The 19,262-nt window shown below is 22.9% G+C and carries 13 protein-coding genes, 3 tRNA genes and 3 rRNA genes; 8 read left to right on the forward strand and 11 right to left on the reverse strand.

Features of this window, described 5'->3' with window-relative positions:
- Positions 1-2 precede the first annotated feature (2 nt).
- Both secA and NARSGI1_RS00125 read left to right on the forward strand, forming a co-directional pair.
- The gene (gene secA, locus NARSGI1_RS00120; RefSeq protein ID WP_130616791.1) at positions 3-2,423 is read left to right on the forward strand and encodes a preprotein translocase subunit SecA; all 2,421 of its coding nucleotides are present in this window, start codon (positions 3-5) and stop codon (positions 2,421-2,423) included.
- Positions 2,416-3,831, forward strand: coding sequence for a hypothetical protein (locus NARSGI1_RS00125; protein WP_130616793.1), 1,416 nt, complete (start codon positions 2,416-2,418; stop codon positions 3,829-3,831). Before secA ends, NARSGI1_RS00125 begins: the two co-directional genes overlap by 8 nt.
- On the opposite strand, the gene NARSGI1_RS00130 is transcribed toward NARSGI1_RS00125, so the two are convergent.
- From NARSGI1_RS00130 to NARSGI1_RS00140, 3 genes are read right to left on the reverse strand one after another with little or no spacing between them, the layout of a single operon-like run.
- Positions 3,826-4,395 carry a hypothetical protein gene (locus NARSGI1_RS00130; RefSeq protein ID WP_130617008.1) on the reverse strand — a complete coding sequence of 190 codons (570 nt, stop codon included), beginning with the start codon at positions 4,393-4,395 and terminating at the stop codon, positions 3,826-3,828. The two genes, NARSGI1_RS00125 and NARSGI1_RS00130, sit on opposite strands and share 6 nt — an antisense overlap.
- Positions 4,396-4,417: 22 nt before the next feature.
- Positions 4,418-6,061, reverse strand: a complete 1,644-nt coding sequence (groL, locus tag NARSGI1_RS00135; protein WP_130616795.1) for a chaperonin GroEL — start codon at positions 6,059-6,061, stop codon at positions 4,418-4,420.
- Positions 6,062-6,091: 30 nt separating this feature from the next.
- The gene (locus tag NARSGI1_RS00140; protein WP_130616797.1) at positions 6,092-6,382 is read right to left on the reverse strand and encodes a co-chaperone GroES; all 291 of its coding nucleotides are present in this window, start codon (positions 6,380-6,382) and stop codon (positions 6,092-6,094) included.
- A gap of 133 nt (positions 6,383-6,515) precedes the next feature.
- On the opposite strand from NARSGI1_RS00140, the gene NARSGI1_RS00145 reads away from it, so the two are divergent.
- Together NARSGI1_RS00145 and dnaB are read left to right on the forward strand one after the other, a co-directional pair.
- Positions 6,516-6,588 (forward strand) — tRNA-Phe (locus NARSGI1_RS00145).
- 86 nt (positions 6,589-6,674) lie between these two features.
- Positions 6,675-8,063 carry a replicative DNA helicase gene (gene dnaB / locus NARSGI1_RS00150; RefSeq protein ID WP_130616799.1) on the forward strand — a complete coding sequence of 463 codons (1,389 nt, stop codon included), beginning with the start codon at positions 6,675-6,677 and terminating at the stop codon, positions 8,061-8,063.
- Here dnaB and rpoH read toward each other — a convergent pair.
- On the reverse strand, positions 8,060-8,896 hold the full coding sequence (rpoH, locus tag NARSGI1_RS00155) for an RNA polymerase sigma factor RpoH (RefSeq protein ID WP_130616801.1): 837 nt from the start codon (positions 8,894-8,896) through the stop codon (positions 8,060-8,062). The two genes, dnaB and rpoH, sit on opposite strands and share 4 nt — an antisense overlap.
- A gap of 31 nt (positions 8,897-8,927) precedes the next feature.
- Between rpoH and NARSGI1_RS00160 the strand changes: the two genes are divergently transcribed.
- From NARSGI1_RS00160 to tilS, 3 genes are read left to right on the forward strand one after another with little or no spacing between them, the layout of a single operon-like run.
- Entirely contained in the window at positions 8,928-9,785 is an 858-nt protein-coding gene (locus NARSGI1_RS00160; RefSeq protein ID WP_130616803.1) for a 5'-3' exonuclease, read from the forward strand.
- A gap of 4 nt (positions 9,786-9,789) precedes the next feature.
- On the forward strand, positions 9,790-10,218 hold the full coding sequence (locus NARSGI1_RS00165; RefSeq protein WP_130616804.1) for a MarR family winged helix-turn-helix transcriptional regulator: 429 nt from the start codon (positions 9,790-9,792) through the stop codon (positions 10,216-10,218).
- A 6-nt stretch (positions 10,219-10,224) separates the two neighbouring features.
- Complete coding sequence (gene tilS / locus NARSGI1_RS00170) at positions 10,225-11,619, forward strand: tRNA lysidine(34) synthetase TilS (protein ID WP_130616806.1); 1,395 nt, start codon at positions 10,225-10,227, stop codon at positions 11,617-11,619.
- Between the two features lie 2 nt (positions 11,620-11,621).
- Here the strand turns inward: tilS and NARSGI1_RS00175 are convergent.
- The 7 genes from NARSGI1_RS00175 to NARSGI1_RS00205 all read right to left on the reverse strand — a co-directional run bounded on the left by NARSGI1_RS00175 (position 11,622) and on the right by NARSGI1_RS00205 (position 18,374).
- Positions 11,622-11,694 (reverse strand) — tRNA-Trp (locus tag NARSGI1_RS00175).
- Positions 11,695-11,708: 14 nt separating this feature from the next.
- A 5S ribosomal RNA gene (gene rrf, locus NARSGI1_RS00180) occupies positions 11,709-11,846 on the reverse strand.
- 21 nt (positions 11,847-11,867) lie between these two features.
- Positions 11,868-14,801 (reverse strand): 23S ribosomal RNA (locus NARSGI1_RS00185).
- A gap of 9 nt (positions 14,802-14,810) precedes the next feature.
- A tRNA-Glu gene (locus NARSGI1_RS00190) sits at positions 14,811-14,883 on the reverse strand.
- 66 nt (positions 14,884-14,949) lie between these two features.
- Positions 14,950-16,548 (reverse strand): 16S ribosomal RNA (locus NARSGI1_RS00195).
- Together the 16S, 23S and 5S rRNA genes with 2 tRNA genes alongside form the textbook arrangement of a ribosomal RNA operon.
- Before the next feature lie 155 nt (positions 16,549-16,703).
- Entirely contained in the window at positions 16,704-17,966 is a 1,263-nt protein-coding gene (gene rho, locus NARSGI1_RS00200) for a transcription termination factor Rho (RefSeq protein ID WP_130616808.1), read from the reverse strand.
- 54 nt (positions 17,967-18,020) lie between these two features.
- On the reverse strand, positions 18,021-18,374 hold the full coding sequence (locus NARSGI1_RS00205; RefSeq protein ID WP_130616810.1) for a MaoP family protein: 354 nt from the start codon (positions 18,372-18,374) through the stop codon (positions 18,021-18,023).
- A 73-nt stretch (positions 18,375-18,447) separates the two neighbouring features.
- Here NARSGI1_RS00205 and NARSGI1_RS00210 point away from each other — a divergent pair, with 73 nt between their 5' ends.
- A complete protein-coding gene (locus NARSGI1_RS00210) occupies positions 18,448-19,242 on the forward strand; it encodes a UvrD-helicase domain-containing protein (RefSeq protein ID WP_130616812.1) in 795 nt (264 codons plus the stop codon).
- The last annotated feature ends 20 nt before the right edge of the window (positions 19,243-19,262 follow it).

Genomic DNA, 19,262 nt, shown 5'->3' on the forward strand with positions numbered 1-19,262 from the left:
AAATGTTCTTAAAAAAAATATTTGATTTAATTTTTATTAAAAAGTATAGAAATATAAAAAATATTATTAATTTAATAAATTCCAATGAAAAAATATTAAATAAATTAACAGATAAAGAATTAAAAAATAAAACTAATGAATTTAAAAATAGAATTAAAAATGGAGAAAATATATATAGTAATAAACTTATAAGTGATTCTTTTTCTGTAGTAAAAGAATCTAGTAAAAGAATTTTTGGAATTAAACATTTTGATGTTCAATTATTAGGAGGATTAATATTACATAATAATGCAATAGCAGAAATGTATACAGGTGAAGGTAAAACATTAACATCAACTTTGCCTGCATATTTAAATGCATTAGATGGGAATGGAGTTCATATAGTTACCGTAAATGAATATTTAGCTAAAAGAGATGCTGAATATAATAAATTATTATTTGATTTTCTTGGATTAAAAGTAGGTATAAATCTTTCAAATATGTCTATTTATGAAAAAAAAGATGCATATTATTCAGATATAACATATGGAACTAATTATGAATTTTGTTTTGATTATTTAAAAGATAATTTAGTTTTAGATTTAAATGATAAAGTTCAAAGAAAATTGAATTACGCTATTATAGATGAAATAGATTCTATATTAATAGATGAAGCTAGAGTTCCATTAATAATATCTGAAAAAAATAAAATAGATGTTAGTATATATTTAAAAATAAATAATTTAGTTATAGAATTAATAAATATAAATAAATTAAATAATAATAAATATTTTTTAATAAATTTTAAAGAAAAAATTGTAGATATTACAGATGATGGATTTATTTTAATAGAAAATTTATTAATAAAATATAAATTTATAAAATATGGTAATTTATTATATATTAATGAGAATTTAATTCTTATAGAATATATAATATCATCAATAAAATCATATAAATTTTTTAATAAAAATGTAGATTATATATTAAAAAACAAAAAAATTATATTAATAGATGAACATACTGGAAGATTATCTATTGGTAAAAGATTATCTAATAGTATACATCAATTTATAGAAGCTAAAGAAAATGTTGATATTTTATGTGAAAATAAAAATTTAGCATATATAACTTTTCAAAGTTATTTTAAATTATATAATAAAATATCAGGTATGACTGGAACAGCTAGTACTGAAAAAGATGAATTTAAATATATATATAATTTAGATATATTTAATATACCTACTAATAAACCTATAATAAGAAAAGATTTACCAGATTTATTTTTTGTAAATGAAAAAGATAAAATAAAAAAAATAATTAATGATGTTATTTTATGTATAAAAAATAATAGACCTGTTTTAATAGGAACCATTTCAATTGAAAAATCAGAATTAATATCTAAATATTTAAATGAAAATAATATAAATCATCAAATTCTTAATGCAAAAAATCATAATTTAGAAGCAAAAATTATATCATTCGCAGGAAGGCCTGGTAGTGTAACAATAGCTACAAATATGGCTGGAAGAGGAACTAATATAGTTTTAGGAGGATGTTATTTAAATAAAGATGATATAGAAGAATGGAAAATAAATAATATTAAAGTTATAAATTCTGGAGGATTGCATATTATTGGAACTGAAAGACATGAATCTAGAAGAATAGATAATCAACTAATAGGAAGATCTGGTAGACAGGGAGACCCTGGCTCGTCTAGATTTTATTTATCTTTAGAAGATAATTTAATTAAAAATATGTTACCTAATAATATTTTAGATATAATAAAAAATTTAAAATTAAATGATGATCTAAAAAATAATTCTATTTTATTATCAAAAATAATATCAAATATACAGAAAAAAATAGAAAAAAATAATTTCGAAATTAGAAAACAAATTTTTATATATGATGATATATTCAATATACAAAGAAATACATTTTATTTTATAAGAAATAGTTTACTTAATAAAAATATTAATATAATAAATAATTTTATATTTGATTCAATAAAATATATAATTAATCTTTATAAGTTTAATAATATAAAAAATGAAATAGATGATTTAAAACTTTTTTTTAAAAAAAATTTTAATATAGATATTATTATAAATGAAAATAATAAAAAATTAGATATAAAAGATAGTATTTTTGATTTTATAAAAAAAGAATTATTATTAATTGAAAAATTAATAGATAAAAAAAAATTAGATAATATGAAAATATCTATATTTATAAATACGTTAGATTCTGTATGGACTGAACATATTAATTTTATAGATTTTATAAAAAAAGGTATATATTTAAGATCATATGCTAATAGAGATCCATTTGATGAATATAAAAATGATTCATTTGAAATGTTTGTATCAATGATAAAATTATGGAAATATAAAAGCACATTAATATTATATAAAACTATGAATTTAATTAATAATGAATAATAAAAAACATATTTATATAATAAACAAATTATTTATTAATCTTAAAAAAATAAATAAAAATAATTTAAATTATTTATTTAATAATGACTATGATAGATTTAGTAAATTTTCTTTTTTAAAGAATGATATTTTAATAGATTATTCTAGAAATTTTTTAAATTTAGAAATATTAAAACTATTAATAAAATTATCTATTAATTTTAATATAGATAAATTTATAAAAAATGAAATAAATATAAAAAATAATTTAATAATAAGTGATAAAGATATTTATAAATTTTTTATTAGTAATGATAAGATAAATATTTTTAGTAAGTTTTTAAGCAAAAAAAAAATAAATATTTTATTAAAATTAAAATATGAATATTCTTTATATGAAAAAAAAATTTTATTTTTAATAAATATATATGATGATAATTTATTTTTTTTTTATATAATAAAATTTTTAAATAAATATAAAAAGAAAAATTTAATTTTACTTAAAATTAATATTAATAATATAGATGTTATATTAAATAAATATGATATAAATTTAAATAATTCATTATTTTTTGCATTTATAGAAAAAGATATTAATATAAATTACATATTAAAATTAAATAGTAAATTTAATTTTAATATATTAGATAATACTTTATTTTTTATAAAAAATAAAAGTAATATAATTAATATTTTTTTAAAATATAAAATATATAATTTTAAATATATAGAAAATATTAAAAATAATATAAATTTTTATTTAAATATTGGATTATTAATATCAATATATACTAATTTAAATGTTTTTTATGATCTTATATATGGAATTATATATTTTAGAAATTATATATATAATAATTTAAATTCTAATATATCTTTTATATTAGGTATAATAGATATATGGAATGTGTTTTTTTTAAATAAAAAAAATAAATATATAGTATCAAATATAAAAAATAGTATTTTTTTTATTAAAAAATATAATTATAAAATAAAAAATAATAATTTTATAAAAAATAATTATTTTAATAAAAATTTATCATTTGATTATTTATTATATATAAATAATATAAAAGATGAATATATATCTAAAATATTTTCTATTATAGAAAATATAACATTTTTTAATAATAAATATATAAAAAATACAAACTATTTTGATAAATCATTAAATATTATAATAATAAAAAATATTAATCCTTTTAATATTGGTATATTAGATTCTATATATGAATTTAGAACAAAAATATATTTTTTTATTAAAAAAAAGATAGAAACAATATTAAATAATATTAATAATACTAATATATTAAATAAAGTATTAACTAAAAAAATAAATTCAGATTTAATAACAGAAAAACAAATAGTCGAATATAACTCTTCTATGAACGGGATAATAAATTTTTATAAAAAATATAGAAATTTATAAATTATTTTTAACTTTTGATATATATTCTTTTTTTTCTATATTTACTCTTATAATATCTCCACTTTTTATAAAAAGTGGAGATTTTATCATTAAGTTATTTCCTAAATCAGATAATACATAATTATTATTTACACAAATAATATTTATAACTTTAAAATTTATAATTTTAGGTATTATTATATTTATAAAAATTTTATTAAGAAAAATTAATTTATAATTAATTTTTTTAAATATAAAAATATATTTATTTTTTATTAAATTAATATCTATTTTTATATGAGATTCATCTTCACATGAAATAAAAAAAAAAATATTTTTAACTCTATATAGAAAAAAACAACTTTTTTCTATAATATAAGCTTTTTTTATATTATCTTTAGATTTAAATACTTTATCTAAAATTTTATTAGAAATAATATTTTTAATTCTTATTCTGTTAAATGATAAACCTTTACCTGATTTTATAAATTCATTTTTTATAACTATAAAAGGTTCATCATTATATATTATCTTGTCTCCTATATTTAAATTATCTATTAAAATATTTCTAATACTATTTTTCATTAGAAATTATATAAAAATTTTATTAAATCATACCTCCTCCCATATTTTGAGGCATATTTGAATTATTTATGTCAGATGATTTATCATCTTTATTCATATCTGTTATCATACATTCTGTAGTTATCATTAATCCAGCAACTGATGCAGCATATTGTAAAGCTGATCTAGTAACTTTAGTAGGATCTAATATACCCATATCTATCATATTTCCATATTTTTCAGTATATGCATTATATCCAAAATTACCTTTTTCCATTTTTATTTTATTTGCTATTATTGATGGTTCTTCTCCAGTATTAGAAACTATTTGACGTAAAGGTGATTCCATAGCTTTTATTGCAATTTTTATACCAACATCTTGATCTTCATTATCTCCTTTTAATGAACTAATACTATTAGAAACTCTAATTAATGCTACCCCTCCACCAGGAACAACTCCTTCTTCAACAGCAGCTCTGGTAGCATTTAATGCATCTTCAACTCTAGATTTTTTTTCTTTCATTTCAACTTCAGTTGCAGCCCCAACTTTTATAACAGCAACTCCCCCAGCTAATTTAGCAATTCTTTCTTGTAATTTTTCTTTATCATAATCTGAAGTTGATTCCTCTTTTTGTTTATTTATCTGATTTATTCTTTTATCTATAGATAATTTATCTCCAAATCCATCTATTATAGTTGTAGTATCTTTACTTATTATAACTTTTTTAGCTTGTCCTAAATCTTTTATATTTATTTTTTCTAACTCTATTCCTATTTCTTCAGATACTAATATCCCCCCAGTTAATATTGCTATGTCTTGCATCATAGATTTTTTTCTATCTCCAAATCCAGGAGCTTTAACAGCAACAGTTCTAACTATCCCTCTCATATTATTAACAACTAAAGTTGCTAACGCTTCTCCTTCAACATCTTCTGCTATTATTAATATAGATTTATTAGATTTTGCAACATTTTCTAGTATAGATATAATTTCTCTTATATTTGATATTTTTTTATCAACTATTAATATAAAAGTATTTTCTAATTCTATAGTTCCTGATTCAGGTTTATTTATAAAATATGGTGATAAATAACCTCTATCAAATTGCATTCCTTCAACTACATCTAATTCATCTTGTAATCCTGATCCTTCTTCCACAGTTATAACTCCTTCTTTTCCAACTCTACTCATAGCTTCAGATATTAATTTACCTACAGTTTCATCAGAATTAGCTGATATAGTTCCTACTTGAGCAATAGATTTAAAATCTGAGCATGATATTGACATATTTTTTAATTCTATAACAGCATAACTAACAGCTTTATCTATACCTCTTTTTATATCCATAGGATTCATTCCTGCAGTAACTGCTTTCAATCCTTCATTAACTATAGACTGCGCTAAAAGAGTAGCTGTGGTCGTTCCATCTCCAGCAACATCATTTGCTTTAGAAGCTACTTCTTTTACCATTTGAGCTCCCATATTCTCAAATTTATCTTCTAGTTCTATTTCCCTTGCTACAGAAACTCCATCTTTTGTAATTAATGGTGATCCAAATGATTTATCTAATACAACATTTCTACCTTTAGGTCCTAATGTAACCTTAACCGCATCCGCTAAAATGTTTACTCCTCTTAACATTTTTATACGAGCGTCATTACCAAATTTTACTTCTTTAGCTATCATGTTTTTCTCTTAATAATTATTAATTTTTTTTTAAAAATCTACAACTGCTAAAATATCACTTTCTGAAATTATTAAAATTTCTTCATTATTTATTTTTTCTGTTTTTATTCCATAACTATCATTAAATATTATTATATCTCCTATTTTTACATCTAATGGTTTTATATCACCATTATCTAATATTCTACCTTTGCCTATAGCTATAACTTCCCCTCTATTAGATTTATTAGAAGACCCAGTTAAAACTATTCCTCCTGATGACTTAGATTCTATGTCTTTTCTTTTTATAATAACTTTATCATATAATGGGCGTATTTTCATTTTTTTTTTCTCTTAAATAAAAATTAAAAATAAAATTTAATATAATTAATAATATAAGGTCATTTTTTTAATACTTCAAGTGATTTTTTTTAATTGACAATTTATTTATTAAATATTAAAATTTTTATATAAGGCCTGAATAGCTCAGTTGGTAGAGCAATGGACTGAAGATCCATGTGTCGTTGGTTCAATTCCAACTTCAGGCATTTTTATTTTATTATTTTATAATTATATATTATTAATTTTATAATATAAGGTATATTTATAATTTTATTTTTATTAAAATATAATTATGATAAAAAATAATAATAAACTATTCTTAGAAAAAAATAATTTTAAAAATATAAAAATATTTCCATATTCTATTGAAGCAGAACAATCTGTATTAGGCGGGTTAATGATAGATAATAGTAAATGGTTTTCTGTAATAGAAATAATAGATAGTGATGATTTTTTTAATATAAATCATAAAATGATTTTTGATGAAATGAAATTATTAATAGATTCAAGAAATCCTATAGATTTAATAACAATATCAGATTCATTAAATAAAAAAAAATTTTTAAATTCAATAGGAGGATTTTCATATTTAGCTGAAATTTCAAAAAATATACCAAGCGTAGCAAATATATTAGCATATTCTTATATAATAAGAGAAAAATCTATAATGAGATGTATATTAACTATTTCAAATGAAATTTCAGACATATGTTTTAATCCTAAAGATAAAAATGTAGATGATATAATTGATATAGTAGAATCTAAATTATTTTTTTTATCAGATAAAAGATCAAAAACAAATAATAATCCTAAAGATATAAAAAAAGTTCTTGAAAATACAATAAATAATATAAAAAAAATATGTATTAATTCTAAAAAAGATATAATAGGAATATCTACAGGATATCATGATTTAGATAGAAAGACATTAGGTTTACAAAAATCTGATTTAATAATAATAGCATCAAGACCATCTATGGGTAAAACAACTTTTGCAATAAATTTATGTGAAAATATTTCTATAATAGAAAAAAAACCAATTTTAATATTTAGTTTAGAAATGTCAGGAGAACAAATAATGATAAAAATACTATCATCTATGTCAAGAATAGATCAATATAAAATTAAAACTGGAAAGTTAGATAAAAATGATTGGGTAAAAATGAATAATATATATAATATATTAATAAATAATAATAATATGTATATAGATGATTCTTCAATATTAACTCCAAATGATTTAAGATCAAAAGCAAGAAAATTATTTAGAGAAAATAATGGATTAAGTTTAATAATGATAGATTATTTACAGTTAATAAAAATCCCATCTTTATCTAATAATAGAACTTTAGAAATATCAGAAATATCAAGATCATTAAAATCATTAGCAAAAGAATTAAATATTCCTATAATAGCATTATCTCAATTAAATAGAAGTTTAGAATTAAGATCTGATAAAAGACCTGTTAATTCAGATTTAAGAGAATCTGGATCAATAGAACAAGATGCTGATTTAATAATGTTTATATATAGAGACGAAGTATATAATGAAAATAGTGATTTTAAAGGAACAGCTGAAATAATATTAGGAAAACATAGAAATGGACCTATAGGATCAATTAAATTAACTTTTAATAGTAAATTATCAAGATTTGATAATTATATAAACATAAAATATTAATAGATATCTTTTATACTTTTTCTTATTTTATTTATAGCATTTTTTTCTATTTGTCTTATTCTTTCTATTGAAACATTGTATATAATAGATAATTCTTTTAATGTTGTTTTTTTATTTTCTATTAACCATCTTGATTTTATTATATGTTTACTTCTATTATCAAGTTTTAATAATGCATTATTAATTTTGTTATTTATATTACTATTCCAATTATTATTCTCTATTTTTTTAAATTCATCATTATAATTTAATAAATTATTAACATTGTATTTTAATTTATTATTAATATCTTCTCTTTCTTCAATATATAAATCTTTATAAGACATTCTAGATTCCATTTCAAATACATCTTTTAGTGAAACTTGTAATTTATTAGCTATAATATTAGCCTCATTTATATTTAACCAATCTATCTTATTTTTTATTTTTCTTAGATTAAAAAATAATTTCTTTTGTGATTTTGTGGTTGCTATTTTAACTATTTTCCAATTTTTTAATATATATTCATTTATTTCTGCTTTTATCCAGTATATAGCAAAAGATATTAATCTAACTCCAATATTTGGATTAAATTTTTTAACTGCTTTTAATAAACCTATATTTCCTTCTTGAATTAAATCTAATTGAGGTAATCCATATCCTGAATATTTTTTAGTTATTTGTACAATAAATTTTAAATTACATAATATTAATTTTTTAGTAGATTCTAAATCTCCTTTATAATATAAGTTATTTAATAATATATTTTCTTCTTTAGAAGATAATGTAGGATATAAATTTATAGATTTTATATAAAATCTTAAGTTTGATTTATGCAAATAAAAATCATTCATTTTAATTTATTTATAATTTTAATATAAAAATATGTTAAATAAAAAAAAAAAAGTATTTATATTAGATGGAACATTTCACATATATAGATCTTATTATGCATTTTTAAATAATAAAAATATATATAAAAATTGTGAAGCGATATATGGGACATTTTTTATAATAAAAAAAATATTGTTAAATTTTAATCCTGAATATATTGTAATAACATTAGATTCTCCAGGAACAAATTTTAGAAAAATATTAAGTAATAAATATAAAAGTAATAGAAAAAAATGTCCTATAGATTTAATATATCAGATTAATATAATAAAAAAAATAATAGTTGATGAATTAGGTATAAATATAATATCTTTTCCTGGGATAGAAGCTGATGATATAATAGGAACTTTATCTAAACAATGCGAAAGGAACAATTTTAATGTTCTGATAAGTTCATTAGATAAAGATATGTATCAATTAATTTCTAATAGTATTAAAATATTAGATATATATAATAATAAAATAATAGATTCAGATATTGTATATAATAAATACGGTATATACCCAAATATGATGATAGATTATTTATCATTAGTAGGCGATGTATCAGATAATATAAAAGGTATATTAGGAATAGGACCTAAAACAGCTAAAATACTATTAAAAAATATAGGAAATATTAATTTTATATATAGAAATATAAATAATTTATATAAATATTCAAATATAAAAAATATTAATTCTATTATAAAAAAACTTAAAGATTATGAATCAGACGTTTTATTAGCATATGAATTAATTAAAATAAACACAAATATATTTATAGGCTGTAAAATAGAAAAATTAAAAATTAATAAATATAATATTTTAGAAATAAATAAAATTATTAAAAAAACTTTAAATTATTAATACTATGGAAAAAACAATTAATATGTCTTTAATAATTGATTCTTTGTTTAATATAATAAATAAATTAAAAAAAGATATAAATAATAAATTATATGATAAGGGTTTATCTGTATCAAAAATAAAATTATTAAAATTTATTATTAATAATAATAAAGTAAGTGCTACAGATATAAAAAAGTATATGGAATTTTCATCTAGAACAGTAGTTACTGTTATAGATTTTTTAGAAAAAGAAAATTTTATATATAGAAAACAAAATATTAGAGATAGAAGAATAAAAAATATATATATAACAGATAAAGGTATAAAAGAATTAGATAATGCTGAAAATTATAATAAAAAAATATTAAATAATATATTTTCTTCATTAACTAAATTTCAATTAGAAAAATTTAATGAAATATGTAGTTTAATAAATATAAGTAAAAAATAATTTTATATGTTTATTGTAATAAAAAGAATAAATGAAAAATTAAATTATATAATAAATAAATTTAATATTGATACATTATTAATATCTTTTAGCGGAGGAATGGATTCAACTTTATTATTAGAAATTATGATATATATAAAAAATACTATAAATAGTAATTTAAATATAAAAGCTATATATATAAATCATAAATATTTTATAAAAAATTCTTATATATTAAATCATTGTATAAAATACTGTAATAATAAAAAAATAATTTTATATATAAAAGATATTTTATTAAAAAAAAAAAATAATATAGAAGAAAATTTAAGAAAATTAAGATATAAAGAAATATCTAAAATAATAAATAAAAATGAAATTTTACTGACTGGTTATAATAAAAATGATCAAATAGAAAATATTTTTCTTTCATTGAAAAGAGGTAAAGGAATAAAATCAATATTAATTAGAGAATTAACTTCAATATATAATTTTAAAATATTTAGACCATTAATTAATTTAAGTAAGCTAGATATACTTAACTATTCAAAAATATTAAATACATCATGGATAGAAGATAAAAGTAATAAAAATTTAAAATTTGATAGGAATTTTATAAGATATAAAATATTAAATATATTAAATAAAAGATGGCCTGGATTTTTAAATTCTTCATATAAATTTTTATATATATGTGATTTATATGAAAATGTATTAAATATTTACATAAAAAAAATAATAAATAATTTAATAAATAAAAAAGATAAATCTATAAATATATTTTTGTTAAATATTAAAAATATTAATTTAACTAAAATTATTATAAGAATATGGTTAGAAAAATACCATAACTTATATATATCATATTATGATTTAATTAGGATATATAATGATATCATATTAAATGATAATCCTTTATCTACTTTAAAAATAAAAAATATTATTTTAAATAAATATAATAATACTATATATTGTATAAAAAATTTAAATAATAATTTAAAATATTATAAAAATATATATATAGAAAAAATAAATAAATTTATAAAATTACCATATAATTCAGGCATAATAAAAATATCAGATAATTTTAATTTAATTAAAAATTATATTGATAATTATAATTTTTTATTTCATAGAATAAGAAAAATAAATAATAAAGAGATTATAATTATAAAATTTAATAATAAAAATTTTTTTAATAGTAAAATAAAATATAAAATAATAGGATTTAATAATAAAAAAACTTTAAAGGAAATATATAGTATATTTGATATACCAATTTGTAAAAGAAATAAAATACCTATGTTATTTTTTAATGACAAACTTATATCTTTAATAGGTTATTTTATAACATATGAAGGTATTAGTAGAAATATAGATAATGAATGGTTTTTAATTTATAAAATAAAAAATTTATAGAACAGAGGAGGAGAGATTTGAACTCTCAACTACTGATTTTGGAGACCAGTACTTTTCCTTTTAAGTTACTCCTCTACTATAAAAATTTTATTTGATAATTTCCTACTCTCACATAAATTAATACACTACCATCGGCACTATGACATTTCACTTCTGAGTTCGGAATGGAAAAAATAAATAAAATATTATTTTTATTCAGGTGGTTCTATCACGTTATAATTATCAAATAAAAATATTCTTTTTTTATAAGAGTTAAGTCTCACGGGATATTAGTATTAGTCAGCTCAACATTTCACAATGCTTACACACCTAACCTATCAACGTCATAGTATATAACGTCCCTTTAGGTAATAATTAAAATTATTACTGGGAAGATTAATCTTAAGGTAAGCTTCCCGCTTATATGCTTTCAGCAGTTATCTTTTCCATACGTAGCTACCGGGCAATGCCATTGGCATGACAACCCGAACACCATAGGTATGTCCACTCCGGTCCTCTCGTACTAGGAGTAGCTCCTTTCAATCTTCCAACGCCCACGGCAGATAGGGACCGAACTGTCTCACGACGTTCTAAACCCAGCTCGCGTACCACTTTAAATGGCGAACAGCCATACCCTTGGGACCTGCTTCAGCCCCAGGATGTGATGAGCCGACATCGAGGTGCCAAACACCGCCGTCGATGTGAACTCTTGGGCGATATTAGCCTGTTATCCCCGGAGTACCTTTTATCCGTTAAGCGATAGCCTCTACCATATAGGATCTATCGGATCACTAAGACCTGCTTTCGCATCTGCTCGAATTGTAGTTCTCGCAGTTAAGCTAGCTTATGCCTTTGCACTAACCTCACGATATCTGACCGTGATTAGCTAACCTTTGTACTCCTCCGTTACTCTTTAGGAGGAGACCGCCCCAGTCAAACTACCCGCCAGACACTGTCCTCAATCCGGATAACGGATTAAAGTTAGTATATCAAATATTAAAGAGTGGTATTTCATATTACGACTCTATATTAACTAGCGTCAATATTTCTTAGTCTCCCACTTATTCTATACATTAATATCAAATATACAATATCAAGTTATAGTAAAGGTTCACGGGGTCTTTCCGTCTTGCCGCGGGTACACTGCATCTTCACAGCGATTTCAATTTCACTGAGTCTCGGGTGGAGACAGTCTGGCCATCATTACGCCATTCGTGCAGGTCGGAACTTACCCGACAAGGAATTTCGCTACCTTAGGACCGTTATAGTTACGGCCGCCGTTTACCGGGGCTTCTATCAAAAGCTTCTTTAAATATACTTTACAATATAATTAAATAACTTAATTAATTAACCTTCCGGCACCGGGCAGGCGTCACACTGTATACATCCATTTTCATGTTAGCACAGTGCTGTGTTTTTAATAAACAGTTGCAGCCAGCCGTTATCTTAGACTAATTTCAGCTATATAAAATAACTTACATATTAGTATGTCTTCTCCCTAAGTTACGACATCATTTTGCCTAGTTCCTTCACCCGAGTTCTCTCAAGCGCCTTAGTATTCTCTACCTGACTACCTGTGTCGGTTTAAGGTACGATTTATTAAAATTTAAAGTTTAGAAGCTTTTCTTGTAAGCGTGGCATAAATTATTTCGTTATTTTATTAACTCATCATCATATATCAATGTTAAAAAGAAAAAGATTTACTTATTTCTTACATCTAAATATTTAAACTAAGATAACCTTCACTTAGCTAACATAGCCTTCTCAGTCACTCCATCACAAATTTTAATAAGTACAGGAATATTAACCTGTTATCCATCGATTACGTATTTCAACCTCACCTTAGGATCGACTAACCCTATCCCGATTAACGTTGGATAGGAAACCTTAGTCTTTCGGCGAACAAGTTTTTCACTTGTTTTATCGTTACTTATGTCAGCATTCGCACTTCTGATATCTCCAATTCACCTTACGATAAATCTTCACAGACTTACAGAACGCTCCTCTACCCAATTTATTAAAAATAAATTGTCGTAGTTTCGGTGTATGATTTTAGCCCCGTTAAATCTTCCGCGCAAGATGACTCGACTAGTGAGCTATTACGCTTTCTTTAAATGATGGCTGCTTCTAAGCCAACATCCTAGTTGTCTAAGACTTCTAACTTCGTTTTACACTTAATCATAACTTAAGGACCTTAACTTACGATCTGGGTTGTTTCCCTTTCCACTATTGACATTATCGCCCATAGTGTGTTTCCAATAATAAAATTTATAGTATTCGTAGTTTGCATTGAACTGGTAACATAAGTCCCTAGTACAAAACAGAGCTCTACCCCTATAAACTAATTATAAGACGCTACCTAAATAGCTTTCGAGGAGAACCAGCTATCTCCTGGTTTGATTGGCCTTTCACCCCTAACCACAAGTCATCCGCTAATTTTTCAACATTAGTCGGTTCGGTCCTCCAAATATATTTACTTATTCTTCAACCTGCTCATAGTTAGATCACCAGGTTTCGGGTCTATATCCTGAAACTAATGCCCATTTAAGACTCGGTTTCCCTACGGCTCCCTATTTTAAAAGTTAACCTTGCTACAGAATATAAGTCGCTGACCCATTATGCAAAAGGTACGCAGTCACATAAAAAAATATAATGCTCCTACTGCTTGTACGTATACGGTTTCAGGATCTATTTCACTCCCCTAACCGGGGTTCTTTTCACCTTTCCCTCACGGTACTAGTTCACTATCGGTCAAACAGTAGTATTTAGCCTTAGAGGATGGTTCCCCCATATTCAATCAAGATAACATTTCTCGATTTACTTAAAATAAGCCAATATATATAAATTTTAAAACACAGGGCTATCACCTTTTATAGCTAAATTTTCCAAAATTATTATTATAATAAATATATATTGTATAGCTTATTTGGCTTTTCCCTTTTCGCTCGCCACTACTAAGGGAATCTCTTTTTGATTTCTTTTCCTCAGAATACTAAGATGTTTCAGTTCTTCTGGTTTGCTTTATTAAACTATTTTATTTATTTAATAATAAATATAATTTTAATTATATTTAGGTTACCCCATTCGGATATTACCGATTAATAACGTTTCTTATCAACTCATCGATACTTTTCGCAGATTAGCACGTCCTTCATAGCCTCTGTTTGCCAAGGCATCCACCATATACGCTTAATTTCTTAACCCCTTTTTTTTGTCTCTTAGGGGATTTGAACCCCTGTTATTGCCGTGAAAGAGCAATGTCCTAACCTACTAAACGAAAGAGACTTTAATACATTTTACTACTAAAAATTTTTAATTATTTTTTCTATAAAACACCTAAAATAAAATAAACAAGGAGGTGATCCAACCACAGGTTCCCCTACGGTTACCTTGTTACGACTTCACCCCAGTCATGAAACACAAAGTGGAAAGATCTTTTCAATTTTACTTGATTAAGTTTTCTCGCTTCTTTTGCAATTCACTTCCATGGTGTGACGGGCGGTGTGTACAAGGCCCGAGAACATATTCACCGTAGCATGCTGATCTACGATTACTAGCGATTCCTACTTCATAGAGTCGAGTTGCAGACTCCAATCCGGACTATGATATACTTTTTGAGATTTGCTTGTTCTCGCGAAGTTGCTTCTCTTTGTATATACCATTGTAGCACGTGTGTAGCCCTACTCATAAGGGCCATGATGACTTGACGTCGTCCTCACCTTCCTCCAGTTTTAAATCACTGGCAGTTTTCTTTGAGTTCCCGACTTTACGCTGGCAACAAAGAATAAGGGTTGCGCTCGTTAAAGGACTTAACCCAACATTTCACAACACGAGCTGACGACAGCCATGCAGCACCTGTTTAAAGATTCCTTTTTCAAGGCACTAAAATATCTCTATTTTATTACTTTAAATGTCAAGAGTAGGTAAGGTTTTTCGCGTTGCATCGAATTAAACCACATGCTCCACCGCTTGTGCGGGCCCCCGTCAATTCATTTGAGTTTTAACCTTGCGGTCGTACTTCCCAGGCGGTCAATTTAACGCGTTAGCTACGAAAAATATAAATTTAAAAAATATTTACATTCTTCAAATTGACATCGTTTACAGCATGGACTACCAGGGTATCTAATCCTGTTTGCTACCCAAGCTTTCGTGCCTCAGTGTCAGTTATTACCCAGGGAGTCGCCTTCGCCTCTGGTATTCTTTCAAATATCTACGCATTTCACCGCTACACTTGAAATTCTACTCCCCTCTATAAAACTCTAGTATATTAGTTTCAAATGCAGTTTTTAAGTTAAGCTTAAAAATTTCACATTTGACTTAATAAACCACCTACGCACCCTTTACGCCCAATAATTCCGATTAACGCTTGCACCCTCCGTATTACCGCGGCTGCTGGCACGGAGTTAGCCGGTACTTCTTCTGCAAGTAATGTCAATTAATAATAATTATTAGTTATATTAACTTCTTCCTATGCTGAAAGTGCTTTACAATCAAAAGACCTTCATCGCACACGCGACATAGCTGCATCAGGGTTTCCCCCATTGTGCAATATTCCCCACTGCTGCCTCCCATAGGAGTTTGGACCGTATCTCAGTTCCAATGTGGCTGACCATCCTCTCAGACCAGCTAGAGATCATTGCCTAGGTGTAGCTTTTACCTCACCTACAAGCTAATCTCGTCTGGGCTCATCTAATGACATAAGGTCTTTTAAAAGATCCCCTACTTTAATCTAAAATCTTTTAAGATATAAAGATATTATGCGGTATTAGCTATCGTTTCCAATAGTTGTCCCCCATCATAAGGCAGATTCCCAGATATTACTCACCCGTACGCCGCTTGCCATCAATATAATAATAATAAATTACAATTATATTATGTTAGCCGCTCGACTTGCATGTGTTAAGCTTGCCGCTAGCGTTCAATCTGAGCCATGATCAAACTCTTAATAAATAAATAATAAAATACTATATAAAAATAAAAACATATTATAGTAAACTAAAATATATTTAAATTTTATATAATCATTCTATTATTTAATAGAAAAATAATTAATAAATATATATATAATATAATATATATATTTAATTAAGTAAATATAATATATATTATTTTTTTTTCATAAGATTAAAAAATTCACTATTATTTTTAGTTATAGATAATTTATTTATTAAAAATTCTATAGCATCTATTTCATTCATTGAATTAATTATTTTTCTTAATATCCATATTTTAGACAATTCTTCATTACTTATAAGTAATTCTTCTTTTCTTGTTCCAGATTTATTATAATCTATTGCTGGAAATATTTTTTTTTCTGATATTTTTCTTGATAAATGAAGCTCCATATTACCAGTCCCTTTAAATTCTTCATATATAACTTCATCCATTTTTGACCCAGTATCTATTAAAGCTGTAGCTATAATTGTTAAACTTCCTCCTTCTTGAATATTTCTAGCTGCTCCAAAAAACCTTTTAGGTCTATTTAAAGCATTAGAATCTATACCTCCAGTTAATATTTTACCCGATGAAGGCATAACTGAATTATATGCTCTAGTTAATCTAGTTATAGAATCTAATAATATTATTACATCTTTTTTATGTTCAACTAATCTTTTAGCTTTTTCAATAACCATTTCAGATATTTGAATATGTCTAGAATACGGTTCGTCAAAAGTAGAAGCGATAACATCTATACTATTTATTAAATATTTCATTTCAGTAACTTCTTCTGGTCTTTCATCTATAAGTAATATTATTAAAACACATTCTGGATAATTACTATATATACTTTTAGCTATATTTTGTAGTAATACAGTTTTTCCAGCTTTAGGTGGAGCTACTATTAATCCTCTTTGACCTTTTCCTATAGGAGAAGTTAAATCTAAAACTCTTGATGTTAAATCATCGATAGTTCCATTACCCTTTTCCATTTTTAATCTAATATTAGCATGTAATGGAGTTAAATTTTCAAATAATATTTTATTTTTTGAATTTTCAGGACTATCAAAATTTATTTGATTTATTTTTAATAAAGCAAAATATTTTTCATTATCTTTTGGAGGTCTAATCTTTCCTGATATAGTATCTCCAGTTCTTAAATTAAATTTTTTTATTTGACTTGGAGAAACATATATATCATCAGGACCGGCTAGATAAGAACTATTTACTGATCTAAGAAAACCAAATCCATCTTGCAATATTTCTAATACTCCATCTCCAAATATATCTTCACCTATTCTTGCATGTTGTTTTAAAATATTAAATATAATATCTTGTTTTCTCATTCTAGCTAAATTTATTAAATCCATTTTTTCTCCTATAGATATTAAATCAGATATTTTTATATTTTTTAATTCTGTTAAATTCATAATTACTCTTTTATAATTGTTAAATAACTATAAATTATTTTTAGTTATTAATTTTTATAAATTTAGAATATCATTACTATATTCATCATCATTTAAAAATGATGATTCATTTTGATAATTTTCTGATAAAGAATAAAACCTTTTAGAATAATTTATTACATTTATATATTTTTGCCATACTATTTCATGTTCACTAATAGCATTAATTTTTCCTTTAAAAACATCTATAAATCTTTTTTCTTCATCATTTATAGGTTTTCTAATACCATTAGAAAGATCCATATATGCATTACCAAATTTTTCAAGTAATAAAGATTCCTTTATGGTAAAATAACCACATCTAGAAAATCCATAGGGATAATTTTTTTTATCAAAAAAACGTTTTTTAGAAAAAAAACTATTATTCATTTAAATATTATGTTTTAAGAAAAGTTTAAAATGATTTTATTAAAATATTCAAATAAATCATTTAATTAAAATAATGAAATATATATCATATTTTTTAAATTTAAATAAAAATCAAAAAAATATAGTTTTATCAAAAGATAAAAATATAGTAGTTATAGCTGGAGCTGGAAGCGGAAAAACAAAAATTCTAATATATAGAATTATTTGGTTAATAAATAAAAAAAAAATAAATCCAAATTCTATAATGATAGTAACATTTAGTAATAAAGCTGTCAATGAAATAAAATATAGAATTAAAAATATATTATCAGATAAATATAATAATATTATAATAGGAACTTTTCATTCTATTTTATATAGGATGTTAAAGATACATTATAAAGAAGCTGGATTAAAAAATAATTTTCAAATTATAGATGATAATTATCAATTGAGAATAATAAAAAATATAATTAAATCATTAAAATTAAAAAATAAATTAAATATAGAAAAAATATTAAAATATATAAATATAAGCAAAAATAAAGGAATAAGAATAAATGAAAACTATAAAAATTTATATGAAGAAAATTTTATTTTTAAAAAGATATATATATTATATCAGAGTGAATGTAATAAATTAAACATAATAGATTTTTCTGAAATATTAATAAGAACATATGAATTATTAAATAAAAATATTAATATATTAAATTTATATAAAAAAAAAATAACTAATATACTAATAGATGAATTTCAAGATACTAATGAAATTCAATATTTAATTATTAAATTATTGTTACATAATAATGATATAAATATAATGATAGTAGGTGATAGTGATCAATTAATATATGAATGGAGAGGAGCTAAAATAGAGAATCTCTGAATAAGTTTATAAATGATTTT

Origin of the sequence: endosymbiont of Sipalinus gigas (assembly GCF_004296475.1) — a bacterium.
Classification (GTDB): Bacteria; Pseudomonadota; Gammaproteobacteria; order Enterobacterales; family Enterobacteriaceae; genus Nardonella.